Annotated in this window: 24 protein-coding genes; 13 read left to right on the top strand and 11 right to left on the bottom strand. The window is 55.1% G+C overall.

From position 1 onward, the window contains the following. Positions 1-18 precede the first annotated feature (18 nt). Positions 19-642, bottom strand: a complete 624-nt coding sequence (gene tesA / locus M8Q36_RS24340) for a multifunctional acyl-CoA thioesterase I/protease I/lysophospholipase L1 (protein WP_249882850.1) — start codon at positions 640-642, stop codon at positions 19-21. On the opposite strand from tesA, the gene ybbA reads away from it, so the two are divergent. The 6 genes from ybbA to M8Q36_RS24310 all read left to right on the top strand — a co-directional run bounded on the left by ybbA (position 613) and on the right by M8Q36_RS24310 (position 7924). Next, entirely contained in the window at positions 613-1299 is a 687-nt protein-coding gene (gene ybbA, locus M8Q36_RS24335) for a putative ABC transporter ATP-binding protein YbbA (RefSeq protein ID WP_249882685.1), read from the top strand. The two genes, tesA and ybbA, sit on opposite strands and share 30 nt — an antisense overlap. Then, positions 1296-3710 (top strand): putative ABC transporter permease subunit YbbP, encoded by a 2415-nt coding sequence (gene ybbP / locus M8Q36_RS24330; RefSeq protein WP_249882684.1) that lies wholly within the window; start codon positions 1296-1298, stop codon positions 3708-3710. Before ybbA ends, ybbP begins: the two co-directional genes overlap by 4 nt. A 198-nt stretch (positions 3711-3908) precedes the next feature. Continuing rightward, complete coding sequence (locus tag M8Q36_RS24325) at positions 3909-5054, top strand: porin (RefSeq protein WP_249882683.1); 1146 nt, start codon at positions 3909-3911, stop codon at positions 5052-5054. 301 nt (positions 5055-5355) lie between these two features. Continuing rightward, a complete protein-coding gene (locus M8Q36_RS24320; protein ID WP_249882682.1) occupies positions 5356-6192 on the top strand; it encodes a MetQ/NlpA family ABC transporter substrate-binding protein in 837 nt (278 codons plus the stop codon). 57 nt (positions 6193-6249) lie between these two features. Next, the gene (gene sfbB, locus M8Q36_RS24315) at positions 6250-7272 is read left to right on the top strand and encodes a virulence-associated ABC transporter ATP-binding protein SfbB (protein ID WP_249882681.1); all 1023 of its coding nucleotides are present in this window, start codon (positions 6250-6252) and stop codon (positions 7270-7272) included. Next, a complete protein-coding gene (locus M8Q36_RS24310; RefSeq protein WP_249882680.1) occupies positions 7265-7924 on the top strand; it encodes a methionine ABC transporter permease in 660 nt (219 codons plus the stop codon). Before sfbB ends, M8Q36_RS24310 begins: the two co-directional genes overlap by 8 nt. Here the strand turns inward: M8Q36_RS24310 and mnmH are convergent. The 5 genes from mnmH to ppiB form a co-directional block, all read right to left on the bottom strand. Continuing rightward, positions 7921-9000, bottom strand: a complete 1080-nt coding sequence (mnmH, locus tag M8Q36_RS24305; RefSeq protein WP_249882679.1) for a tRNA 2-selenouridine(34) synthase MnmH — start codon at positions 8998-9000, stop codon at positions 7921-7923. The two genes, M8Q36_RS24310 and mnmH, sit on opposite strands and share 4 nt — an antisense overlap. Positions 9001-9090: 90 nt before the next feature. Beyond that, complete coding sequence (gene purK / locus M8Q36_RS24300) at positions 9091-10158, bottom strand: 5-(carboxyamino)imidazole ribonucleotide synthase (protein ID WP_249882678.1); 1068 nt, start codon at positions 10156-10158, stop codon at positions 9091-9093. Further along, a complete protein-coding gene (purE, locus tag M8Q36_RS24295; protein ID WP_249882677.1) occupies positions 10155-10664 on the bottom strand; it encodes a 5-(carboxyamino)imidazole ribonucleotide mutase in 510 nt (169 codons plus the stop codon). Before purE ends, purK begins: the two co-directional genes overlap by 4 nt. Positions 10665-10792: 128 nt before the next feature. Further along, complete coding sequence (gene lpxH / locus M8Q36_RS24290; RefSeq protein WP_249882676.1) at positions 10793-11515, bottom strand: UDP-2,3-diacylglucosamine diphosphatase; 723 nt, start codon at positions 11513-11515, stop codon at positions 10793-10795. Between the two features lie 3 nt (positions 11516-11518). Continuing rightward, positions 11519-12013 (bottom strand): peptidylprolyl isomerase B, encoded by a 495-nt coding sequence (gene ppiB, locus M8Q36_RS24285; protein WP_020456843.1) that lies wholly within the window; start codon positions 12011-12013, stop codon positions 11519-11521. Between the two features lie 173 nt (positions 12014-12186). Between ppiB and cysS the strand changes: the two genes are divergently transcribed. Next, entirely contained in the window at positions 12187-13587 is a 1401-nt protein-coding gene (cysS, locus tag M8Q36_RS24280; protein ID WP_249882675.1) for a cysteine--tRNA ligase, read from the top strand. 60 nt (positions 13588-13647) lie between these two features. On the opposite strand, the gene M8Q36_RS24275 is transcribed toward cysS, so the two are convergent. The 5 genes from M8Q36_RS24275 to folD all read right to left on the bottom strand — a co-directional run bounded on the left by M8Q36_RS24275 (position 13648) and on the right by folD (position 18239). Next, the gene (locus tag M8Q36_RS24275) at positions 13648-14172 is read right to left on the bottom strand and encodes a metal-dependent hydrolase (RefSeq protein WP_249882674.1); all 525 of its coding nucleotides are present in this window, start codon (positions 14170-14172) and stop codon (positions 13648-13650) included. 162 nt (positions 14173-14334) lie between these two features. After that, on the bottom strand, positions 14335-15351 hold the full coding sequence (malI, locus tag M8Q36_RS24270) for a Mal regulon transcriptional regulator MalI (RefSeq protein WP_249882673.1): 1017 nt from the start codon (positions 15349-15351) through the stop codon (positions 14335-14337). A gap of 70 nt (positions 15352-15421) precedes the next feature. Continuing rightward, complete coding sequence (locus M8Q36_RS24265; RefSeq protein ID WP_044489584.1) at positions 15422-16921, bottom strand: PTS transporter subunit EIIC; 1500 nt, start codon at positions 16919-16921, stop codon at positions 15422-15424. Between the two features lie 237 nt (positions 16922-17158). After that, on the bottom strand, positions 17159-17371 hold the full coding sequence (gene ybcJ / locus M8Q36_RS24260; RefSeq protein WP_249882672.1) for a ribosome-associated protein YbcJ: 213 nt from the start codon (positions 17369-17371) through the stop codon (positions 17159-17161). Position 17372: 1 nt separating this feature from the next. Beyond that, the gene (gene folD, locus M8Q36_RS24255; RefSeq protein ID WP_020456848.1) at positions 17373-18239 is read right to left on the bottom strand and encodes a bifunctional methylenetetrahydrofolate dehydrogenase/methenyltetrahydrofolate cyclohydrolase FolD; all 867 of its coding nucleotides are present in this window, start codon (positions 18237-18239) and stop codon (positions 17373-17375) included. Between the two features lie 535 nt (positions 18240-18774). Here folD and fimA point away from each other — a divergent pair. From fimA to sfmF, 6 genes are all read left to right on the top strand, one after another. Beyond that, positions 18775-19320: a type 1 fimbrial major subunit FimA gene (fimA, locus tag M8Q36_RS24250; protein WP_249882671.1), complete on the top strand. Its 546-nt coding sequence runs from the start codon at positions 18775-18777 to the stop codon at positions 19318-19320. A gap of 68 nt (positions 19321-19388) precedes the next feature. Next, complete coding sequence (gene fimI / locus M8Q36_RS24245; protein ID WP_249882670.1) at positions 19389-19925, top strand: type 1 fimbrial protein subunit FimI; 537 nt, start codon at positions 19389-19391, stop codon at positions 19923-19925. Positions 19926-19971: 46 nt separating this feature from the next. After that, the gene (fimC, locus tag M8Q36_RS24240; RefSeq protein WP_249882669.1) at positions 19972-20664 is read left to right on the top strand and encodes a type 1 fimbria chaperone FimC; all 693 of its coding nucleotides are present in this window, start codon (positions 19972-19974) and stop codon (positions 20662-20664) included. A gap of 24 nt (positions 20665-20688) precedes the next feature. Next, positions 20689-23274 (top strand): fimbrial biogenesis usher protein, encoded by a 2586-nt coding sequence (locus M8Q36_RS24235; protein WP_249882668.1) that lies wholly within the window; start codon positions 20689-20691, stop codon positions 23272-23274. A 4-nt stretch (positions 23275-23278) separates the two neighbouring features. Continuing rightward, positions 23279-24283, top strand: coding sequence for a type 1 fimbria D-mannose specific adhesin FimH (gene fimH / locus M8Q36_RS24230; protein ID WP_249882849.1), 1005 nt, complete (start codon positions 23279-23281; stop codon positions 24281-24283). 9 nt (positions 24284-24292) lie between these two features. Next, complete coding sequence (gene sfmF / locus M8Q36_RS24225) at positions 24293-24811, top strand: fimbria assembly protein (RefSeq protein WP_249882848.1); 519 nt, start codon at positions 24293-24295, stop codon at positions 24809-24811. The last annotated feature ends 9 nt before the right edge of the window (positions 24812-24820 follow it).

Below are 24820 nucleotides of genomic sequence, written 5' to 3'. Positions count from 1 at the left end.
GGGGGCGTGCCTGAACAATCAGGAGTCGTGGTTAACTAAAGGCGCCAGTCGCGTTGCCATCCAGTCTGCAATAAACGGCTGCGCATCGCGGTTGGGATGGATGCCATCATCCTGCATCCATTGCGGTTTCAGATAGACCTCTTCCATAAAAAATGGCAGCAGAGGAACATCCAACTCCTTGGCAAGCTTAGGATAAATGGCGCTAAAGGCTTCATTATAGCGGCGACCGTAGTTGGCAGGGAGCCGAATTTGCATTAACAGCGGTTGCGCGTTGGCGGCTTTCACCGCCTGCATCACCTGGCGCAGCGTTTGCTCTGTTTGCTGCGGCGCGAAACCGCGCAGACCATCGTTACCGCCCAGCTCCACCAGCACCCAGCGCGGTTGATGCTCTTTTAGCAGTGCAGGCAGGCGCTTCAGCCCTTGCTGCGAGGTGTCGCCACTAATGCTGGCATTGATGACCGTCGGTTTTTGCTGCCATTTGTCATTGAGCAGCGCAGGCCACGCGGCATTCGCCGCCATGCGATACCCGGCGCTCAGACTGTCGCCAAGAATCAGTAACGTGTCCGCCGCCGCGGCGCGAAAGGTTAACAAAAGCAAAAACAGGAAGGGCAAATGCCAGCGGAAAACATTGTTGAAGTTCATCATCTTAAGAAGTCCGTCGGTCAGGGGGAGCATGAGCTTTCCATCCTTACCGGAGTTGAGCTGGTTGTCAAACCAGCCGAGACCATCGCCCTGATTGGCGAATCCGGCTCCGGCAAGTCTACTTTATTAGCGATCCTCGCCGGGCTGGATGACGGTAGCAGCGGCGAGGTTAACCTGCTCGGCAAACCTCTGCATACGATGGATGAAGAGGCGCGCGCGCAACTGCGTGCGCAAAATGTCGGCTTTGTTTTTCAATCTTTTATGCTCATTCCCACGCTAAATGCGCTGGAAAATGTCGAACTCCCGGCCTTACTGCGCTGCGAAAACAGCAGTGAAAGCCGCAGTAGCGCGAAAGCGTTACTGGAAGAGTTAGGGCTGGGTAAACGGCTGGATCATCTGCCAGCACAACTCTCCGGTGGTGAACAACAGCGGGTGGCGCTGGCTCGCGCGTTTAATGGTCGACCGGCGGTGCTGTTCGCCGATGAACCTACCGGCAATCTCGACCGGCAAACCGGCGATAAGATCGCTGATTTGCTCTTTTCCATGAATCAACAATATGGCACCACGCTGCTGTTGGTAACGCACGATCCGCAGCTTGCCGCGCGTTGCGATCGGCGGCTGCGGCTGGTCAATGGTGAACTGCGGGAGGAAGCATGATAGCCCGTTGGTTCTGGCGTGAATGGCGCTCGCCGTCGCTGCTGATTGTCTGGATGGCGCTAAGTCTGGCGGTGGCTTGCGTGCTGGCGCTCGGCAACATCAGCGATCGCATGGAAAAAGGGCTCAGCCAGCAGAGCCGGGATTTTATGGCGGGCGACAGAGCGCTGCGCAGCTCTCGTGAGATACCCCAGGCGTGGCTGGATGAAGCGCGAAAAACAGGGCTGCGAGTCAGCGAACAAATCAGTTTTGCCACCATGACCTTTGCTGGCGACACACCGCAATTAGCCGATGTGAAAGCCGTTGATGACATTTATCCCCTTTATGGTGAGCTGCAAACCCGCCCGGCGGGGTTAAAACCGCAAGCGGGAACGGTGTTACTGGCGCCACGGTTAATGGCGCTGCTCAATTTGAAAACCGGTGATGCTATTGATGTGGGCGATGCCACATTGCGTATCGCCGGGGAAGTGGTGCAGGAGCCGGATTCAGGCTTTAACCCTTTTCAGATGGCACCACGTCTGTTGATGAATATCGCCGATGTGGCGAAAACCGGCGCGGTGCAGCCGGGTAGCCGCGTCAGCTGGCGGGTGAAATTTGGCGGCACGCCTGCGCAGTTAGATGCCTACGAAAAATGGTTGCTGCCACAGTTGAAACCGGAGCACCGCTGGTACGGGCTGGAGCAGGATGAAGGCGCGCTGGGCAAATCCTTGCAGCGTTCGCAGCAGTTCCTGTTGTTATCCGCGCTTTTAACGCTGCTGCTGGCGATAGCTGCCGTCGCGGTGGCGATGGGGCACTATTGCCGTAGTCGCTACGATCTGGTGGCGGTACTGAAAACCCTGGGCGCGGGCCGTGCGCAATTACGCAAATTGATTGTCGGGCAGTGGTTAATGGTACTGGCGTTGTCCGTGGTGACCGGTGGCGTCATCGGACTGGTGTTCGAAAGCGTATTAATGGTGCTGCTCAAGCCAGTGCTGCCTGCCGCGCTGCCACCCGCCAGTTTGTGGCCGTGGCTGTGGGCGGTCGGGGCGATGGTGGTGATTTCGCTGCTGGTGGGGTTGCGACCCTATCGCTTGCTGCTGGCGACGCAGCCGCTGCGTGTGCTGCGACGTGATGCGGTGGCCAATGTCTGGCCGCTGAAGTTCTACGTGCCGGTGATCTGCGCGGTAGCCGTGCTGCTACTCGGCTGGCTGATGGGCGGCAGTATGCTGTTATGGGCCGTGCTGGCGGGCGCGGTGGTGCTGGCATTGCTGTGCGGCGTGGTGGGCTGGCTGCTGCTTAATGTGCTCAAACGCCTGACATTTAAAGCGCTGCCGTTGCGTCTTGCGGTGAACCGGCTGCTGCGTCAGCCGTGGTCAACGCTGAGCCAGCTTGCGGCATTTTCGCTCTCCTTTATGTTGCTGGCGATGCTGCTGGTGCTGCGCGGCGATCTGCTGGACAGGTGGCAACAGCAGTTACCGCCGGAAAGCCCGAACTACTTTTTAATCAATATCGCGCCGGAACAGGTGACACCGCTGAAAGCGTTTCTTTCTGAGCACCATGTTGACGCCCAGGCATTCTTCCCGATTGTGCGCGCGAGGATGACGCAAATTAACGGTCAGTCGACGGAGGGCAACCAGGATGAGGCGCTGAACCGCGAACTCAATCTCACATGGCTTCAGCAGCGCCCGGATCATAACCCGGTCACCGCCGGACACTGGCCGCCGAAAAACGGGGAGGTCTCGGTTGAGGAGGGGCTGGCGCAGCGGTTAGGCCTGAAGCTGGGCGATTCCGTGACGTTTATGGGCGATACGCAGGAATTCAGCGCCACCATCAGCAGCCTGCGCAAAGTTGACTGGGAAAGCCTGCGGCCAAACTTCTTCTTTATCTTCCCCTCGGGTGCGCTGGACGGCCAGCCGCAGAGTTGGCTCACCAGTTTCCGCTGGCAGAACGGCAACGGCATGTTAACTCAACTGAACCGGGAGTTCCCGACCATCAGCCTGCTGGATATTGGCGCGATTTTAAAACAGGTCGGTCAGGTGCTTGAGCAGGTAAGCCGGGCGCTGGAAGTGATGGTGGTGCTGGTCACGGCCTGTGGTGTGTTGCTGCTGCTCGCGCAGGTACAAGTCGGTATGCGTCAGCGTCACCAGGAGCTGGTGGTTTACCGCACGCTCGGCGCGGGCAAGCGGCTGCTGCGAACCACGTTGTGGTGTGAATTCGCGCTGCTGGGGCTGGTCTCCGGGCTGGTTGCGGCGATGGGCGCGGAAACTGCGCTGGCGGTGCTGCAAACCCGCGTGTTTGACTTTCCGTGGGAGCCGGACTGGCGTTTGTGGGCAACGTTACCGTTGTGCGGCGCGCTGTTGCTTTCGCTGTGCGGCAGCTGGCTTGGCGCGCGTTTGCTTAAAGGAAAAGCACTGTTTCGTCAATTCAGTAATTAATCCCTTCATCAATATTTGCTCAACGAAACGCATGCCGATAATTCTATCGGTGTGCGTCTGTTTCAAAGTGTAAAAGTTCCCCTGGCAATTGTTTACCAGCACAAAACAACAAAAAAACCCCACCAAATAGAAGCTCTTAGACGTTAATATTTCGCCGCTAGTAACTTACTAGTGGTGTCTATCCATCAAGGAAAAACCATGAAAATAAAAACAACCGCTCTGGCGACAGCCATCGGCGCAGCAGTGGCTTTGACGTCTTTCGCAACTCAGGCGGAAATTACTGTACTTAAGCAAGATCCGCAGGCCGGTAATCCGTTAAGCCGCCTGAACTTCACCGTTGGTGGTTCTATTCGTCCGCAATTCGATAACATGATGGGCGACGGTGATAAAGGCTCTTTCAAACGCAATGGTTACGATGGCGGTACTCGTTTCCGTTTCGCGACTGATTACTACCTGTTCGATGATATTAGCTGGGTTAACTACTACGAACTGGGCGTGAACATTCCGGCACTGTTCGACTGGGATAACCACTATGCAGACGGCGCGCATAACACCACTCGCCGTATGCTCTACACCGGTCTGAAAAGTAAGACCTGGGGTACCATGACCTTCGGTCAGCAGAACAGCGTGTACTACGATGTGGTCGGTGCGAAAACCGATATCTGGGATTACGACATGAAAGCCCAGGCTTCCGGTAACGGTATCAACGGCGATTACGACGGTTCCTACCGTTCACGTAAAATGCTGAAATACAAAAACACCTTCGGTGATGCTGACATTTATGCATCTTACCTGTTCTCTGATAACGATCTGCTGCGTGGCAATGGCCTGCGTTACAAACGTAAAGGCGGTGGTTCTCTGGGCGTGGATTACCACATCGCCAAAGACCTGACATGGGGTACGGCGTGGAACTACACCCAGGCCGATATGCGCAACGTCAACACCGGCGGCAGCGATACCTACAGCCAGAATATCTATGGCACAGCGCTGAGCTGGACGCCGGATAACTGGACCTTCTCCTTCGGCGGTGGCTGGTACGAAAACTATCTGACCACCGGTAAAAAAGATATTCATAACTACTTCGCGGGCGACGCGTGGGGTATTGAATATTTTGCCGGTTACAAAATCCCGGTCGGTCAGTATGCGCTTAAATACGTACAGCCGTACGTCATGGGCGACCGTCTGCAATACACCACGGGTCGTGATTACCAACGTATTGATAACGGCGTGGGTGTAACCTTCCAACTGGATTACGGTTTCCGTGTCGATTACGAACACGTATTCACCTCCAGCACCGACGACCTGGGCGACATGAACATTGTTCGTCTGCGTTACGACTTCTAAGAAGTCTGCATCCGCCGGGTTTAACGCTTCGTTTAAATCCGGCATTGCTTAGCAATAAAAAGCATAACGAGAGGCCAGAAATCCCATTAAGGGCAGGGCTTTTCGTTATGCTTCATCGCCTTACCCCGCAAAGATCTCTCCGCCATTCAGTGACATAGTTCACAGCATGTTGAATTTATTTCAATTACCGCTGCGCTGTGTTTATGCCATCTTATTCAGCAGCCTTATCAATCAGGTGAAAATGGAACGCGCCGCACTGTACGTCGCGTCACACAACAGCTCAACTCGTTAGGGAGAATTTATGGGACGTCGTCTCAGCTTGCGCGCGACCTTTGGCGCATTACTTCTGGCCTGCGGCTTACCGTTTGCTCATGCCAGCAGCGATCCGCATACCATTGTTTTCGGTGTCGCACCTGGACCATACGGCGATATGGTGAAACAGGCGATTGCGCCGTCGCTAAAAGAGAAAGGTTATAAGGTAGTGGTGCGTGAATTTAGCGATTACGTACAGCCAAATATGGCGCTGGCGAACGGCAGTATTGATGCCAACCTGTTCCAGCACAGCCTCTATTTTGACAAATTCACGGCTGATAAGGGCCTGAAATTAACTAAGCTGATTACGGTGCCGACGGCGGGCATGGGCTTTTATTCACGCAAAATCAAAAGCCTGGATGAGTTGAAAAAGGGCGACATTGTGACGCTCTCCAATGACCCGACCAACCTGGCGCGCGGGCTGCGTTTCCTGCAATCGCTCGGCCTTATCACTATCAAAGATAACATCGACCCGACTAAAGCCTCCGAGCGCGATATTGCCAGCAACCCGAAAGGGCTGGTGTTTAAACCGCTGGAAGCGGCGCAACTGCCGCGCACGCTGGACGGCGTGACCGCGTCGCTGGTGAATGGCAACTTTGCTATTGCCGCCGGGCTGAAACTCTCCTCTGCGCTCAAACAAGAGCACCTCGATGAGAACCTGAAGAACATCATTGCGGTGCGCACGGAAGACGCCGACAAACCGTTCGCGAAGGATATTGTCGAGGTGGTGAAATCGCCGGCTTATCGCGCGGTGATTGACGATCCGAACAATGTTTACGGTGCGTTCCAGAAACCAGACTGGATGCAGAGCGCGGATAAAAAGTAACACTCCGGCTGATTTGACGGGCAGGCTGCGGCCTGCCTTTTGTCGTTTGAGGTTTGCATGATTGAAATCGAAAAAGTATGCGTGGATTTCCCCGCAGCGCGCGGCAGTACGAGCGCGACCCGGGCGGTAGAGGATGTCACGCTGCGTATTGCGCCGGGAGAGATCTTCGGCATTGTCGGTACCAGCGGCGCGGGCAAAAGTACGCTGCTGCGCACGCTGAATGCGCTACAGCGCCCAAGCCAGGGGCACGTCAAAATCAATGGTGTGGCTATTTCGGCGCTGGAAGGCATCACATTACGCAAAGCGCGTCAGCGCATTGGCATGATATTCCAGCACTTCAACCTGATGCATACCCGCACCGTGGCGCAAAATGTGGCTTTCAGCCTGAAAGCGGCGGGGTGGGAACGCAGCAAAATCGCCCCGCGCGTGGCGGAGATCCTGCAACTGGTAGGCTTAAGCGATAAAGCCACTCGCTACCCGGTGCAACTCAGTGGCGGGCAGAAGCAGCGGGTCGGTATTGCGCGCGCCATCGCTAATCACCCGGATGTATTGCTGTGTGATGAACCAACCTCGGCGCTGGATCTGGAAACCTCCGCGACCATTCTGGCCCTGCTCAAGCAGATCAATGAACAATTGGGGATCACCATTGTGCTGATCACCCATGAGATGAACGTGATCAAATCGATCTGCGATCGTGTGGCGGTGATGTCCGGCGGCAAAGTGGTGGAAGAGGGCGACGTGTTTGATATTTTTGCCCATCCGCAGCATCCCTTCACTCGCCAACTGGTGGCGCACACGCTGAATTTGACCTTGCCGGAGCGTTTGCAACAGCATCTGCCGGGGCAATTACTGAAGATCCTGTTTATTGGTGATTCCGCAGAGCAGCCGGTGCTTTCTGACGCGGCGGTGAAATTTGGCGTCGCGGTTAATATCCTGCACGGCAAAATTGAGTATATCGGCGAGCGGGCGCTGGGCATCTTGGTGGTGCAACTGACGTCGGCGGAAAACCCGGCAGCAGTGAGTGACGCCGTGGACTATATTCGCAACCGTACCGCGCAGGTGGAGGTGATCCGTGGATGATTTACTGGCCGATCTGAGCCTCGCCTTTGGCGAAACCTTCCAGATGTTAAGCATCTCAACGGTGCTGGCGATTGTCGGCGGTTTGCCGCTCGGTTTCCTGATTTTTGTTACCGACAGGCACCTGTTCTGGCAAAACCGCGCGGTCTATCTGGTGAGCACGGTGCTGGTGAATATTATCCGCTCAGTGCCGTTCGTGATCCTGCTGGTGCTGCTGTTGCCGGTGACGCAGTTTTTGCTCGGCAACACCATTGGGCCGATTGCCGCGTCAGTACCGCTGTCTGTGGCGGCGATTGCCTTTTATGCGCGGCTGGTCGATAGCGCCCTGCGTGAGGTGGATAAAGGCATTATTGAAGCGGCGGAAGCCTTTGGTGCCAGCCCGCTGCGCATTATCTGTACCGTGCTGTTGCCGGAAGCCAGCGCGGGTCTGCTGCGCGGCCTGACCATTACCCTCGTCAGCCTGATTGGGTATTCCGCGATGGCCGGGATTGTCGGCGGTGGTGGGGTGGGCGATCTGGCGATCCGCTACGGCTATTACCGTTATGAAACCCAGGTGATGATCGTCACGGTGATCGCCCTGATCATCCTGGTGCAGATAGTCCAGGTACTGGGCGACTGGCTGGCGAAACGCGCCGATAAACGCGATCGCCATTAAGGATTGTGTGCTGCCAGCCAGGCCGTTACTTCTGCAAAAGTGCCGCGAAAGCGAATGGCTTTCGCGCGCTTTTCAAGCTGGTAGCGGTACATCGGATCGTAGTACTCCTCCAGCAGCGGCACCAGCCACGCGAAGTGTTCCTCGGTACTGCCGCTGCGCTGCTGCTGGCTCAGCGCGTTCTCCAGATGTTGCGTCAATTCCGCGTAGCGCTGTAATCCCAGACGGCGGCGAATGGCAAAAAGCCCGTGACGCAGATAGTCGGCATACTGACGCCAGCCCTCTTCCTCACCGTCGCGGGTGATAAACGCCGCGTGCATCTCTACGAAATAGTCGACGCGCAAACGCTCCAGGCGTTGTGCAAAGGGATCGTCCACTACCACCAGCGGCGATTGCGCCATTCTCTCGCGCACTACCTCTGGCAGGTGATTCGCCCCAATCGCGGCGCTTTCGTCTTCCAGCAGCCAGAACGCGGGCGTCACTTTCAGTAGCGCCGCTGCCAGCTGGTTTTCGAAACTGGCCTGCGAGCGCTGCGGTTGCAGCGTCCGGCCAAACGAGGAACCGCGATGCCGGGCGAGTCCTTCAAGATCGATACCGTTACGCTGTGAACGCACCAGCAACGTTTTGCCACTCCCTGTGCAGCCACCCACCAGCATCGCCGGGCGTTGCATGCACTGTTGCGTTGCTTCGATGGCGGCCTGGCGCAGCGCTTTATAACCACCGACCACCAGCGGATAGTGAATCTGGCATTCTCGCAGCCATTGCTGAACGATATGCGAACGCTGACCGCCGCGGGCGCAACAAAGATAACCCTTGGGATATTGCGCACAGGCTTGCCGCCATGCTTCGATGCGTTGTTCGCGGGTTTCGCCATTGACCAGTTGATGCCCCAGGCGAAGCGCGGCTTCTGCGCCTTCGCGTTTATAGCAGGTGCCTACCGCTGCGCGTTCATGGTCGTTCATTAAGGGCAGATTGATGGCGGCGGGCATGGCACCTTTGGCGAACTCAACCGGTGCGCGAACATCAATAAGAGGTGTTTCATCCCGCAGGAGGGCGAGATAATCCGTGGCGTTGTTCATTGGGCTTCCTTCTACAAAACGCTGGTGGTAATCCCACCAGCGTGCAGATTTTACGCCCCGAACAAGGGAGATCAATTCCCCGGACGGAGATTACTGCAGTTTTGACTGTGCCCAGGCAATGCCGCTCGCGTACTCGGGCGGCAGCAGCGGCACCAGTGCTTCCAGCGTGGCGCTCAGACGCGCGGTGTCATCATCGTTCAGGTTCAGATGGCCTACTTTGCGCCCCGCACGCACCTCTTTGTCGTACCAGTGCAGATGTACGAGCGGCAGCTTCAACCAGTCGTAGTTCAGATCGCTGCCAATCAGATTGATCATCACCGACGGGCTGTTCACCACCGGCGGCGGCAACGGCAGATCCACCACCGCGCGCAGATGCAGTTCAAACTGGCTGATAGATGCACCGTTCTGCGTCCAGTGACCGCTGTTGTGCACGCGCGGCGCCAGTTCGTTAATCAGCAACCCACCGGGTGTGACGAAGCACTCCATCGCCATCACGCCAACATAGTTCAGCTCATGCATGATGGCGGAAAGCATGTCTTCCGCCTGCTGTTGCTGGACGGCGTTAGTCTGCGGGAAAACCACGCTGGTACGCAAAATGCCATCCTGATGCAGGTTATGCGTCAACGGGTAGAAAACGGTACTGCCATCACGCGTGCGCGCGCCGACCAGCGATACTTCACCAGAGAAATTGATGCCCTGTTCAACAATGCACTCGCCGTAGCAGTCGTCCGGCAACTGATCCGTTTCGCCTGTGCGTAAACGCCACTGCCCGCGACCGTCATAGCCCCCCACGCGGCGCTTAACAATCGCCAGCTCGCCCAGGCGGGAAAACACGGCGGGCCATTCGCTTTTATCCGCCAGCAACTGCCACGGTGCGGTAGCCAGTTCGAGTTTGTCGAATAACTGTTTTTGCGTCAGGCGATCGGCAATGATCGGGAACACATCACGGTTAACAAACGCCGGATGACGCGCCAGCTCGCGCGTTAACGCTGTTTCCGGCCAGCGCTCAATTTCAGCGGTGATAACACTCTGCTGAAACGGCACCGCTTCCGGCGCGTCATCCAGCCCAACCGGCCAGACCGCGATGCTGAGTGGTTCACCGGCCTGGCGCAACATCCGGCCAAGCTGGCCGTTGCCTAATACGCAAACCTGTTTCATGCAGCGCCTCTCGGATCCGGATTATCCAGCACCTCATCGGTCTGGGATTTGCGCCAGTCTGTCAGACGCTGATGCAGTTGCGCATCATGCTGCGCCAGGATCTGTGCGGCCAGCAGCGCGGCGTTGGCCGCACCGGCTTTGCCAATTGCCAGCGTTCCCACCGGAATGCCGCGCGGCATCTGCACGATAGAGTAAAGGCTGTCCACACCGCTTAACGCAGCGCTTTGTACCGGCACACCCAGTACCGGCACCAGTGTTTTCGCCGCGATCATGCCCGGCAGATGCGCCGCGCCGCCGGCACCGGCAATAATCACCTGGTAACCGTTTTGTTCCGCACTTTCGGCGAAGCTAAACAGTTTATCCGGGGTGCGGTGCGCGGAGACGATTTCAACATGGTGCGGAACGTTCAGGGTATCGAGGATTTCTGCGGCGAACTGCATGGTGGCCCAGTCGCTTTTCGAGCCCATAACAATGGCGATGCGCGCCGGTTGGTTGCTTGAAGACATACGTCTCAAAACTCCTGTGGGTGTGCTTCAGACTACATAAGAGGGCACAGAGAATAGCATGTAAAACGGGCAAGGAAAACGGTTGCGTAGCGATGTTTCGCGCGTTTGACGCGTAATCACAAGCGTATTCAGAAAGGGAAATGAATCAGTTCGACATCGCTTTCACTGACGCGCACCATCGAGCCTTCGCTGTGCCATGCGCCTAAAACGGCACGGAATGCGGGCGCGTTATTCGCGGTAAGTTCATGCACTGCCGGGCGATGGGTATGACCGTGGATCAACCACTGCACCTGGTGTTTTTCCATGGCTTCCACCACGGCGTGCTGGTTTACATCCATAATCGAAAGCGACTTGCTGCTGTTAGCGGCTTTACTACCGGCGCGCATTTTCGCGGCGATACGTCGGCGAATAAACAGCGGCAGGGTAAGGAACAGCTTTTGCAGCCAGGGTTGGTGCACTTTGGCGCGAAAGGCCTGATAACCGGCATCATCGGTACAGAGCGTGTCGCCATGCATAATCAGCACGTTACGGCCATACAAATCGAGCACCTGTTCCTGAGGTAACAACTGCATACCGCAGGCTTGCGCGAAACGTTGGCCGAGCAGGAAATCGCGGTTGCCGTGAATGAAGTAGCAAGGAACGCCGCTGTCGACAACGGCTTTGATCGCCTGAGCAATTTGCTGATGCAGCGGGTTTGGATCGTCGTCGCCAATCCACGCTTCAAACAGATCGCCCAAAATGTAGAGCGCATCGGCTTCACGCGCTGTACCGGCCAGAAAACGCAGAAAACCGGCGGTGATCGCCGGTTCTTCTGTTTGCAGATGCAAATCTGCGATAAAGAGTGTCGCCACCAATTACTCGCTGACGTCCACGCTTTCAATCACCACGTCTTCTTTCGGCACGTCCTGGTGCATGCCGCTGCGGCCGGTGGAAACGCCTTTGATCTTATCAACAACGTCCATACCTTCAACCACTTCGGCAAACACGCAGTAGCCCCAGCCCTGCATGCTTTCGCCGCTGAAGTTCAGGAAGTCGTTATCAGCCACGTTGATGAAGAACTGCGCGGTAGCGGAGTGCGGAGCCTGAGTACGCGCCATTGCCAGCGTACCACGGGTGTTTTTCAGACCGTTGTTGGCTTCGTTTTTGATCGGGTCTTTAGTGACTTTCTGGTTCATGCCCGGTTCGAAACCGCCGCCCTGAATCATAAAGCCATTGATAACACGGTGGAAAATCGTGTTGTTGTAGAAACCTTCACGGCAGTAGTCCAGGAAGTTTTTAACTGTTTCAGGCGCTTTGTCATCAAAGGTTTTGATTACGATGTCGCCGTGATTAGTGTGGAAAGTAACCATTATTGCATCCTGTTCTGATAGTGTAGTGCGTAGACCCGCCAGTGGGTCAGAGATAGTCGCTTGTTATAGCATAACCGCGAGGCTGGATCACCTTGCAAAGTGTGCTGCTTCGGGTTTGAATTACGGGTAATATATGCGGTTTTCGTTCCACACACGTCCACATGGAATCTTCGATGTTAAAAATCTTTAATACACTGACGCGCCAAAAAGAGGAATTCAAACCTATTCATGCCGGGGAAGTCGGCATGTACGTGTGTGGTATTACCGTTTACGATCTCTGTCATATCGGTCACGGCCGTACGTTTGTCGCCTTTGACGTGGTATCCCGCTATTTGCGCTTTCTCGGCTATAAGCTGAAATATGTCCGCAATATTACCGATATTGACGACAAAATCATTAAGCGCGCTAATGAGAATGGCGAAAGTTTTGTCGCGCTGGTCGACCGGATGATCGTTGAGATGCATAAGGATTTTGACGCGCTCAATATCCTGCGCCCGGACAGCGAACCGCGTGCGACGCATCATATTCATGAAATTATTGAAATCACTCAGCGCCTGCTGGAACGCGAACATGCTTACGTTGCTGAAAACGGTGATGTGATGTTCTCGGTGCCGACCGATCCAACTTACGGTCAGCTTTCGCGCCAGGATCTGGATCAGTTGCAGGCGGGTGCTCGCGTCGAAGTCGCGGAAGTAAAACGCAACCCGATGGACTTCGTGCTGTGGAAAATGTCCAAGCCCGGAGAGCCGAGCTGGTCGTCGCCGTGGGGCGAAGGGCGTCCGGGGTGGCACATTGAGTGTTCGGCGATGAACTGCAAACAGCTGGGTTCGCATTTCGATATCCACGGTGGCGGTTCCGATCTGATGTTCCCGCACCACGAAAACGAAATCGCCCAGTCAACCTGTGCGCATGACGGCGAGTACGTAAATTACTGGATGCACTCCGGCATGGTGATGGTTGATCGCGAGAAGATGTCAAAATCGCTCGGCAATTTCTTTACCGTGCGCGACGTGCTGAAGTATTACGACGCGGAAACTGTGCGCTACTTCCTGATGTCCGGTCACTATCGCAGCCAGTTGAACTACAGCGAAGAGAACCTGAAACAGGCGCGCTCTGCGCTGGAGCGTCTGTACAACGCGCTGCGCGGTACGGATAGCAATAACGCAGAGGATCGCTTTTTCTATGACGGTGAATTGTTCCAGAAACGCTTCTGCGAAGCGATGGATGACGACTTCAACACCCCGGAAGCCTATTCCGTGCTGTTTGACCTCGCGCGCGAAGTGAATACGCTGAAGCATGACGGGGATGCGCTGGGCGCAAATGCGGCGGCGAAAAAGCTGCGTGAACTGGCGGGCGTTTTGGGTCTGCTGGAGCAGGATCCGGATCTCTTCCTGCAAAGCGGTGCGCAGGCGGATGATAGCGAAGTGGCTGAGATCGAAAAGCTTATCCAGCAGCGCCTCGATGCGCGTAAAGCGAAAGACTGGGCGGCAGCCGATGCCGCGCGTGACCGTCTGAACGAGATGGGTATCGTGCTGGAAGATGGCCCGCAGGGCACGACCTGGCGTCGTAAGTAAGAAAAAAAGCGGCTTCGGCCGCTTTTTTGTTGTCCCTGCAAAACTACTTGCGGGGGCGATTTATCCTCGCCGCATTTTCCACAACAGCAGCATCAGAATCACACCCGGCAGCCACACCCACAGCAGCTCCGAAATAATCACCTGATGACCATACGGCGTGTTGTAGCGCGACAGCGCAAACGGCGCGACTTTGATCACCTGCCACGGCGCAAAGAAGCGTTCATCCGACCATGGCCACAGCCAGCCGACGCCTTTTCCACCGGTAGTGATGGAATCCAGCAGGCTGTGCGACAGCAACGACACGGTGAGAAACGCCCAGCAGCGCGCCAGACTCGCTTTGAAGTATTTTCGCCCAAGGCAGGTCACCAATAGCGGTACCACAAAAGCAAACAGCAACGAGTGGGTAAACCCGCGATGACCGAAAACATTGCCATAAGCGACACCGAATTTAAATGCCAGCACGTCGGCATCGGGCAACATAGCAAGCCCTATCCCCGCCAGTAGTAAGCCGCGAGGGATCACTTTACTGCCGAGCCCTAATCCCAGACAAAGCGGGACAGCAGCATGTGTAACAATCGTTGGCATAACGCAGGTCTCTGAAGAAAAACGAAATTATAGCCGAAGCGCCAGGCGGGTAAACGGCGGGGTTTTCTGAATCTTTTGTCGTCAGAAGAGGGACTGGCGGGTTTTAAGCCGATGCCAGTTTACAGCCCGTGAGTACGTTGTTGTTTCTGCGTCGTGTGCAGATTACGCAGACTCGCGAGCAATCAATTGGCCGGAAAGCGTGATGCGCTGCGTTTGCAACTCAGGCTCTTTCAGCTTGCGAATGATCAACCCCGCCGCCTGGCGCCCGGTCTCTTCGCTGGCGGACGAAACATAGGTAAAGGAAGGCGAGGTGAGATTGACGTGCAACATATCTTCAAAGCCGACGAGCGCCACTTGTTGAGAGAGGAACACATCTTTGCCCACCGTATGCCCGGTTTGGTGGATCCCGGCGATGGAGCCAATCATGGCATCCGGCGAGTGGCAGAGCAGGGCGGTAATAGTGCTGTTTTTTTCCAGTAACTGGCGCACTGCGTAACTCGCCGCGCGGGTATCGTCGCTGCAGGCCGGAGTGGCTTCTTCGCGTACTACCAGCCCGTTCTGCGTCATTGTGGTGCGAAACCCCAGCAGACGCTGCTGGCGGATTAAATCGCCTTCAATACCGCCAATATAAGCAATGTTGCGGTGCCCGCGCTCGATGAGATACCGCGTCGCCAGGCTGGCGGCCTGACGGTTATCGCGCATGACCAGATTGCACTCTTCATTGAGCAACGACTGCGACACCACCACCAGCGGCTGCGGGCAGTCGCGAATTTGGGCGGGAAGCGTTGAGCTGCGCGTATCGGAGGCGAGATAAATCACCCCGGCAACCCCTTGTTGTTTGAATGACAGCAGGCAGCGTTCCAGGTGATCGCCATCGTTGAGCGGCTGACCCAAAAAAACCATGTAACCCTGTTTTTCCAGCTCCTGCACGATGCTGGCCATCACTTTTATTGAGAAGCTGTCGCTGAAATCGCGCAGGATGAGCCCAATCAGGTTGGAGGTATTGGCACGCAGATTCGCGGCAGCAACGTTGTGAACATAGCCGAGCGCATCAATAGCGGCATGGACTTTAGCGATCGTCGCCTGTGAAATTTTCCCTTTCTGGCGCAGCACCAGCGAGACGGTGGAGACAGAAACGCCCGCCTGTTTAGCGACATCAATGATGCTGACTTTCTTCAAACTCGCTCCCTGATTTTCCCGGTTTTCCACCTGATATGGCGCGTGCTGGACGCGCCAACCCGGTATCTTATTATTTGCCGATCATTGTGGACATGGTCTGGGCGATAAATTGCGCCCTCGCACCGAAAATAACCTGAATACCGCTATCGCCAACAAATACCACGCCGCGCGCACCCAGGCCGTTAAGGCCATCTTTATCCACCATTTCGCTTTTCGCCACTTCCAGGCGCAAGCGAGTGATACAGGAACCGACGGAGTCGATGTTCTGCGCGCCGCCCAGCATGGCGATGATCTCGGTTGCCAGTTCGCTGTCGGTTTTATCATCTGCCACGGCGGTAACTTCTGTGCGTCCCGGTGTTTTCACGTCGAAGCGGCGGATCACAAAACGGAAGGTGAAGTAATAAATCAGCGCCATCGGGATGCCAACGATCACCGCGTTAAGGAAGTTGGTCTGATAACCGTTAAACGACGGCAGGATGCCGAACGATAAGTAGTCGATAAACCCGGCAGAGAAGGATTTCGCAATGTGCGCGTGCAGCAGGTACATCGTCATATACGCCAGACCGGCCATGATGGCGTTAAAGACGTAGAGAATTGGCGCAACGAAGATAAAGGTGAATTCAACCGGCTCGGTAATGCCGGTCAGGAAGCAGGTCAGTGCGGCAGAGAAGAGAATACCAAACGCGATCTTCTTATTGCGGGTGTGCGCTTCGTGGTACATCGCAAGGCAGGCTGCAGGCAGCGCAAACAGCATCAGCGGGAACTCACCCTGCATAAACTTGCCGGCGTTCTGGTAGGTATCGCTGCTAAAGGATTTCACCCCTTCTTCCAGCATTTTGAACCAGATAGTCTGATCGCCATGGATCACCTGGCCGGCCTGCGTGGTGTAATCGCCAAACGAATACCAGAACGACGGATACCAGATATGGTGCAGACCAAGCGGGATCAGCGCGCGTTCCACTAAACCGAAAATAAACGTCGACGCGGCCTGATTATCACCGTTGACGATCACGGAAAGTGCATCGATGCCCGCCTGAATATGTTGCCAGACATAGGGCAACAGCAGGCCGAGCACAAAGGATAAGAACGCGGTAGCGATAGCAACAAAACGCTTACCAGAGAAGAAGCCGAGGAACTCCGGTAACTGCATGGTGTGGAAGCGGTTATAACACCAGGCGGCAAGAATACCGCAAATCAGCCCGCCAAAAACGCCCATTTGCAGGGTTGGAATGCCGACCACCATGGCATATTTTCCGCCCTGCGAGGCCATTTCCGGCGTGATACCTAACATGGTGCCGATAGTGATATTGGTAATAAACACCGATACCGCGGCTGAAAGCGCCGCAATGCCCGATTCTGAAGCGAGACCAACCGCCGAACCGATGGCGAACAACATCGGCAGGTTATCGAAGATAACGCCACCTGCGTTCATCATCAGCGGCAAGTGAAATTTATCGCCGAAAGCGAGTAACAAGCCTGCGGCTGGCAGCAACGAGATTGGCAACATTAACGCGCGACCAATCATCGACAACTTAGACAATGATTTAACAAACCCTGATATCAGACTCATGCTGATTTCCCCCGAAGTAGCGCTCTTTTGGCGCTGTTATTGTTAGTAGAACGTTTTAGTAGAACGTTCTACTCATCGTGAGATAAGTCGTAACGGGCTGCAACTAAATTTTCACATTTAGCCAGATGAATTAATGATTCTTTGAGGTTGATCGGTAATTAACCGTGATGACGACAGGGGGAAGGAGAAAGAAGGTGCCGGGCTGCGGTGATGCGACACCCGGCTTGCTACGCGTGATTACGCGGTGACGGTAACGCTCTGGCCTTCAAAACTCACCGTTTGACCGGCGACGATTTTGCAGCGTTTGCGGGTCTCAACCGTGCCATCCACTTTGACAAAGCCATCGGCAATGGCGATTTTCGCCTGTGCGCCGCTTTCGCTCCAGCCTTCGAGTTTCAGCAGATCGCACAGCTCAACGTGCGGATGTTTACCGAGAGAAAATGTTGCCATCTTATACGCCTTTTACATCATGGTATTCTTCACACGCCTGCAGCGTGTTCTGGATCAGGGTGGCGACCGTCATTGGGCCAACGCCACCCGGTACCGGCGTAATATACGCTGCTCGCGCGGCGGCTTCTTCATAAATCACATCGCCGACGACTTTGCCGTTTTCCAGACGGTTAATACCGACATCAATCACAATCGCGCCTTCTTTGATCCACTCGCCGGGAATAAAGCCCGGTTTACCCACGGCGACAATCAGCAGGTCGGCGTTTTCAACGTGCTGGCGCAGGTTTTTAGTGAAGCGGTGCGTCACGGTGGTGGTGCAACCGGCCAGCAGCAGTTCCATGCTCATCGGGCGACCAACGATATTGGACGCGCCAATCACCACGGCGTTGAGGCCGAAGGTGTCAATGTTGTAACGCTCCAGCAGCGTGACGATGCCGCGCGGCGTACAGGGGCGCAGACGCGGCGCGCGCTGGCACAGGCGGCCTACGTTATACGGGTGGAAACCATCTACGTCTTTGTCCGGCGCGATGCGTTCCAGCACTTTCACATTGTCGATGCCCGCAGGCAGCGGCAACTGCACCAGAATACCGTCAATGGCGGTATCGGCGTTCAGCTTGTCGATAAGCGCCAGCAGTTCCGCTTCGCTGGTAGTTTCCGGGAGATCGTAAGAGCGGGAGATGAAACCCACTTCCTCACAGGCTTTGCGCTTGCTGCCGACATAAATTTGTGATGCCGGGTTGCTGCCAACCAGTACGACCGCCAGGCCCGGAGCGCGAAATCCTGCCGCGACGCGCGCCCGAACTTTTTCAGCAACCTCAGAGCGCACCTGCTGCGCAATCGTTTTACCATCAATAATCTTTGCTGCCATCAGAGAGAGGATTCCATCTGTCATATCAACTAAGGGGATGGCGGCTATTTTGTCAGAAGCGCGGCGCGCTGTCAGTTACCGTTTGCGGATTTCGCCACCGCTGCGCCTGAAATCGCGGCAGATCAAGGGCTTCGCCGTCGCGGGTTGTTAACCAAATTTCAACAACTCATCACCCTTAAGAAAAGCGAGTATTAAGCCACCGTTACAGGCATTTACGGCTATTTCTTATCCGTTTTATAAATAAAAGCCAGGCCTTTTCCTAAGCGCTAATAAGAACAGACCTGGCGTAATGACAGTATTGGCGAATATTTTAATTTTTACGCAATCCCTATTGTTATGTTGTGGCTAGTTGTTCTGTCCACAGAGAAAATATCGGGTGTTTTCCCAGGGGAGAAATGGGAAGCGAATAAGTTGTTCCCGATGCGTTATATCTTCACAGGAAAAGGTTTTTTCATCTGGTATTTAGCGTAAGCAAGTCTCAAACGGTTTTCGGCAGGATGTCGGAATCGCAACTCTTTATTTCAAGGAAAATAGTATGAATATGAAATTAATGGCTAGTTCTGTTGCTGCTGGATTGATGCTGATGGCGGGAGCCGTACAAGCAGACACCGTAAGCGGCGGTAATGTGCATTTTGAAGGGGAACTGGTGAATGCAGCTTGCGCTGTCAGCACCGCTTCCGCCGATCAGACCGTGACGCTGGGGCAATATCGCACCGCCTCCTTCACGGGCGTAGGGGCTACCAGCGGATCGGTGCCGTTCAACATTGTGCTTAATGATTGCGATCCAAATATCTTCCCGACGGCTTCCGTCGCGTTTTCGGGTCAGGCCGATGCCACCGATACTACTCTGCTGGCGCTAACCTCCGGTGACAACAGCACAACGGCAAGCGGTGTGGGTATTGAAATCCTTGATAACGCCTCTAAAACGCTGAGCCCGGACGGCGCGAGCTTCTCCACCGCACAGGATCTGCTTGTAGGCACCAACACCTTGCATTTCTCCGCACGTTACAAAGCCACCAGCGCGACCGCGACACCAGGGCAGGCAAATGCGGACGCGACGTTCATCATGAAATACGAATAACCCATTACTTCAGGGATGACACGGCCTCAGGGATGAGGCGCTTAATAGCGTAATGCGAGAAATTACCCATGATGAGGACAGGGCTCACACAGGCATTCATGTTGTGCATGATGCCTTTGCTGGCAAGGGCGACAGTCGTTGATGGTGGACGCGTTCACCTGCGCGGATCGCTGGTCAATGGCGCATGTGCGGTTGCGCCAGAGAGTGAAGATTTACATGTGCAGATGGGGCAACACCGTACGGATGCATTTTCCGGCATCGGCAGTTTCTCCCCCATAAGCACCGGGTTTGCGTTGCGTTTGACGGCGTGTGATGCGGATGTCTCCCGCTATGTCGGCGTGGTGTTTTCCGGGCAAACGCCACCGGAAGATCCGCAAGTTTTTGTCGCACACGGCACGGGAGGAGAGGGGGCTGAGGGCATAGGGTTGGCGCTGTTTGATCAACAGCAGCGGCAAATTATACCCAACAGCATGCCGCATGCTTATTCCCCGCTGGTAGCCGATGAAATCACACTGCATTTTTCCGCACGCTACCGGGCGATTAGTGAACGTATTTCACCCGGATACTTGCGTTCCGATGTCTGGTTTACCCTGGTCTACCCCTGATGTATTTCTTGCGACCATCATAATATTCTGAAGAGTTATTTTCGCTATGAACATTTTTTTTAAACCAGGTTGGCTTGCCAGCTTTTTATTATCCATCGCGCTGCCGGTAAACGCCGCAGGTGGAATAGCACTTGGCGCAACCCGGGTTATTTATTCTTCCGAGGATAAACAGACCTCGCTTTCTATTTCTAATAGCGATAAGAAAGCACGTTTTCTGGTGAATTCATGGGTGGAAAATAGCCGAGGAGAAAAAGAAAAAACGTTTGTCGTGACCCCACCGCTTTTTGTTAGCGAGCCGGAAAGTGAAAACACGCTGCGTATTATTTACGCCGGGCAACCGTTACCCGACGACCGCGAATCTCTGTTCTGGTTGAGTGTAAAAGCGATTCCATCGGTGAACAAAGAGAGTGCCACGGACAAAAACGTGCTGCAGTTGGCTGTTCTCTCTCGCATTAAGCTATTTGTTCGGCCGAAAAGTCTATCCGGGTTAACAGACGATGCGCCTGCGAAACTGCAGTTTTCGCGTCTCGATAAACACCTGAACATCACTAACCCCTCCGCGTATTACATCACTTTGGTGAATGTTCATATCGGCAAACAGAGGCTCGACAATGTCATGGTCGCGCCCAAAGGCCGTGCGCAGTTGCTTATTCCACCCAATGTTCAGGGCGGAGTGACTTTCCAGACGGTGAATGATTACGGCGCGCTGACGCCAGTGAAAACCGTTGGTCTGCCATAACACGGACAAATGACAGGGATGCTTATGAATAAGCGCACGTCTCCTTCAGCTTACTCGCGGCTGGCGTTGTCGCTGCTGGCAGTGTTGCACCCGGCAATGAGCCGTGCAGAGAACTACTTCAACCCGGCGTTTTTATCAGAGGACGCCGCTGCCGTTGCCGATTTGTCGCGCTTTGAAAAAGGTAACCAGCCTCCGGGCGTTTATCGGGTGGATATCTGGCGCGACGGTGAGTTTATCGCCACCCAGGATCTGCGTTTCGCTATTGCCCCGCAGGGGGCGGCACCCGCTTCCGGCGGTCTGATGCCATGCTTCACTCCCGATTTGCTCAAGCGGTTGGGCGTTAATATCCGCGCTTTTCCGGCGCTGCTCATCGACAAGGGCGAAACCTGTATCGATATCACCACCGCCATACCGGGTGCTGAAGCTGATTTTGATTTCTCAGCAATGCGGCTGAATATTGGCTTACCCCAGGCTTCGATGCTGAACAGCGCACGCGGTTATATTCCAGCAGAGGAGTGGGACGATGGCATTACCGCTGCGTTGCTTAACTATAGCTTTACGGGTAGCCACAGCCCCGGCAGCAATAACGGTTTCCTGAGCTTACAAAGCGGGCTGAATTATGGCGCATGGCGGTTGCGTAATAACGGCGCCTGGCGTTACAGCAGTGGCGGGAAGGAGCATACCCGCAGCTGGAGGACCATTGGAAGCTGGTTGCAACGTTCCCTTATCCCGCTGAAAAGCGAGCTGGTGATGGGCGACAGTAATACCGGCAGCGACGTGTTTGATAGCCTCGGTTTTCGCGGGGTGCGCCTTTACTCTGCCGACAATATGTTTCCCGATAGCCTGCAAGGTTACGCGCCAACCGTACGCGGCATTGCGCGTACGCCTGCCAAATTAACCATCCGCCAGAACGGGTATGTCATTTATCAGAGTTATGTTTCGGCGGGCGCTTTTGTTATTTCCGATCTGAACCCAACCTCATCCAGCGGCGATCTGGACGTTACCGTGGATGAAAAAGATGGCAGTCAACAACGTTATACGGTGCCGTATTCGACGGTGCCGATCCTGCAACGTGAAGGGCGCTTTAAATATGACCTCGTGGCCGGGAATTTTCGCAGCGGCAACGATCAACAATCTTCCCCATCTTTTATTCAGGGCAGCGTGATCGGCGGCCTGGCGGGTGGTTACACCGCCTATGGCGGAACTCAACTGGCGAAACGCTATAACGCCTTTGTGATGGGCGCAGGCAAAAACCTTGGTGGCTGGGGGGCGATATCGTTCGATTTTACCCAGGCACGCAGTGAACTGGCGGATGGCAGCACACATCAGGGGCAATCGTTGCGCTTTTTGTATGCCAAATCTCTCAACCAGTACGGCACCAACTTTCAGTTGCTCGGCTATCGCTACTCGACGCGTGGTTTTTACACACTGAATGATGTCGCTTATCGCCGCATGGAGGGTTATGAGTATGAAGACCAGGACGAGAGTGAGGGGGGAAAACAGCCAAAGCCGGTGCTCGTTAGCTACCACAACCTCAACAACAACCGAAAAGGGCGCTTTCAGGTCAATATCTCGCAAAACCTGGGGGATTACGGCTCGTTGTATATTTCCGGCAGCCAGCAAACTTACTGGAACAACGTTAAGCCCAGCAGTTGGTATCAAATCGGTTACGCCAGCGGCTGGCGGGGGATGAGCTACTCGCTCACCTGGTCGTGGAGCCGCTCACCCGGCATCAATAATACGGATCGTATTATTGCGTTGAATCTTTCCGTGCCGTTTAGCGCTCTAAGCGGGCAGCGCTACAGCCGGGGAAGCGCGCTGGATCGCACTTATGCCAACCTTAACGCTAGCCGTAACAGCAACGGGCAAAACAGCTGGCAGAGCGGGGTAGGCGGCACATTACTTGAAGGACGCAACCTCAGTTACATCGTAAGCCAGGGGCACAGCAGCACAAACGGTTACAGCGGCAGCGCCAATGCCAACTGGCAGGCCGGCTGGGGCACGCTCGGCCTTGGTTACAACTACGATCCCTACCAGCACGAATATAACTGGCAACTTGGCGGTGGCGTGGTTGCGCACGCCGACGGGGTGACCTTTAGCCAGCCGCTTGGCGATACCAACGTACTTATCAAAGCACCGGGCGCGCAGGGCGTGCGGGTGGAAAATCAGACCGGGGTGCAAACCGACTGGCGAGGCTACGCGATTGTCCCTTATGCCTCCGTTTATCGTTACAACCGCATTGCGCTTGATACCAACACGATGGATAACCACACCGATGTGCAAAACAGCGTCAGTAGTGTCGTGCCGACGCAGGGCGCACTGGTCCGCGCCAGCTTTGACACCCGGATTGGCGTCCGCGCACTGGTTACGCTGATGCGCGGCGATCGCCCGGTGCCGTTTGGTTCGGTGGTGCGTGAAACCGGAAGCGGCGTGACCGGCATGGTGGGCGAGGACGGACAGGCGTACTTAAGCGGTTTGCCATTACTGGGGGAACTGCTAGTGCAGTGGGGAGACGGCACACACTCACGCTGCCTGGCACGCTACGCCTTACCGCAAGCCAGCCTGCAACAGGCCGTGGTGATGACTAGCGCCCGTTGTGAACAAGGATGATTTTATGAACAGATTTCATGCACTGCTTTGCGGCTTGTTGTTACTTGCAGCGATGTCGGCGCAGGCCACGATTTGTGTGAACGCGAAAGGCATACCGACAGATATCTATTATGACCTGTCGAACCTGTTTACCAGCGGGAACAACCATGTTGGAGAAGTTGTGACGTTGCCGGAAAAATCCGGCTGGGTTGGTGTCCAGGCTATCTGCCCTGCCGGCACCAAAGTGAATTATACCTACCGAAGTTATGTCTCTGACTTGCCGATACATATCATCGATGGCGGTTACAAATACATGAGGTTAAATGATTATCTGGAAGGGGCGATGAGCATCACAGATGATTACGCCGGCATCTTTTTCCCGCCGAGGAATTTTATCCGCATGGGGACTCACCCTAACGTCCCCAATCAGAAGCCATTTGGCGTAATGGATTCGAAGCTCATCTTTAAACTTAAAGTGGTGCGGCCGTTTATCAATATGGTGCCGATCCCGCGCCAAACCATGTTTAGGGTGTATGTCACCAGTACGGACACCGATGCGCTCGCGGTACCGGTCTATACCATTAGCTACAGCGGCAAAGTGGAAGTGCCGCAAAGCTGCAAACTCAATGCAGGCCAGGTCGTTGAATTTGAGTTTGATAAAATTGGTGCCGCGCTCTTTAGTCAGGCTGGGCCAGGAAATCGCCCGAACGGCGTTGATCCGCAAATAAAAACCGTAGCAATAGAGTGCACGAATGTTGACGCTCAGGCCTATCTTTCGATGCGTCTGGAAGCGGAAAAAGTCAGTGGGCAGGTGATGGTTTCTGATAATCCTGACGTGGGGTTTGTCGTCGCTGACCGTGAGGGGAACCCACTTACCCCCAACATGTTGGGTAGCAAAATTCCTTTCCAGCTTGATGACAACGCTTCTGCGCGTGTTGATATCAGTGCGTGGCCGGTGAGTGCCACAGGCTTCAAACCCGCCGAGGGTGATTTTGTGGCGCGGGGCTATTTGCGCGTTGATTATGATTAAGGGGTCATGATGTTTATCAAACCGCACCATCTCATGCTCGTTGGGTGCTGGCTGAGCCCGTTTGCGACCGCCGATACGCCGCTTGGGGAAATTAACATTCAGCTACGCGCGACGGTGGTGGACTTCACCTGTTATGTCGAGACGGCTGACAGCGACAAAACGGTGCAATTAGGCCGTTGGCCCACTAAGCAGTTGCAAAATGCCGGTAACACCACGCCCCCGGTGCGTTTTAGCTTACGATTAGCCGGGTGCCCACCGGGTAGCGCGTCGATAACATTTTCGGGCAGAGCCGCCAGCAACCCGGCACTGCTGGCGTTAAAAGATAGCGTGATGGCGCAGAAAGTGGCTGTCGAGCTGCGCGACAGAGATCGTACGCCGCTAGCGCTGGAGACAGCCAGCCAGGAGATAGCCGTGGACAGCAATGGCAATGCAACGCTGCAGTTCTACGCAAATTACATTGCGCTGGCAGATAATCCTGCACCCGGCACAGCAAATGCCGACGCGACTTTCGCGATTAATTACTATTAACTTCTTTTC

Origin of the sequence: Kosakonia sp. R1.Fl, from assembly GCF_023516815.1 — a bacterium.
Classification (GTDB): domain Bacteria; phylum Pseudomonadota; class Gammaproteobacteria; order Enterobacterales; family Enterobacteriaceae; genus Kosakonia.
Note: the sequence above shows the minus strand (reverse complement) of the source record. Positions and strands in the feature narration are given on the sequence as shown.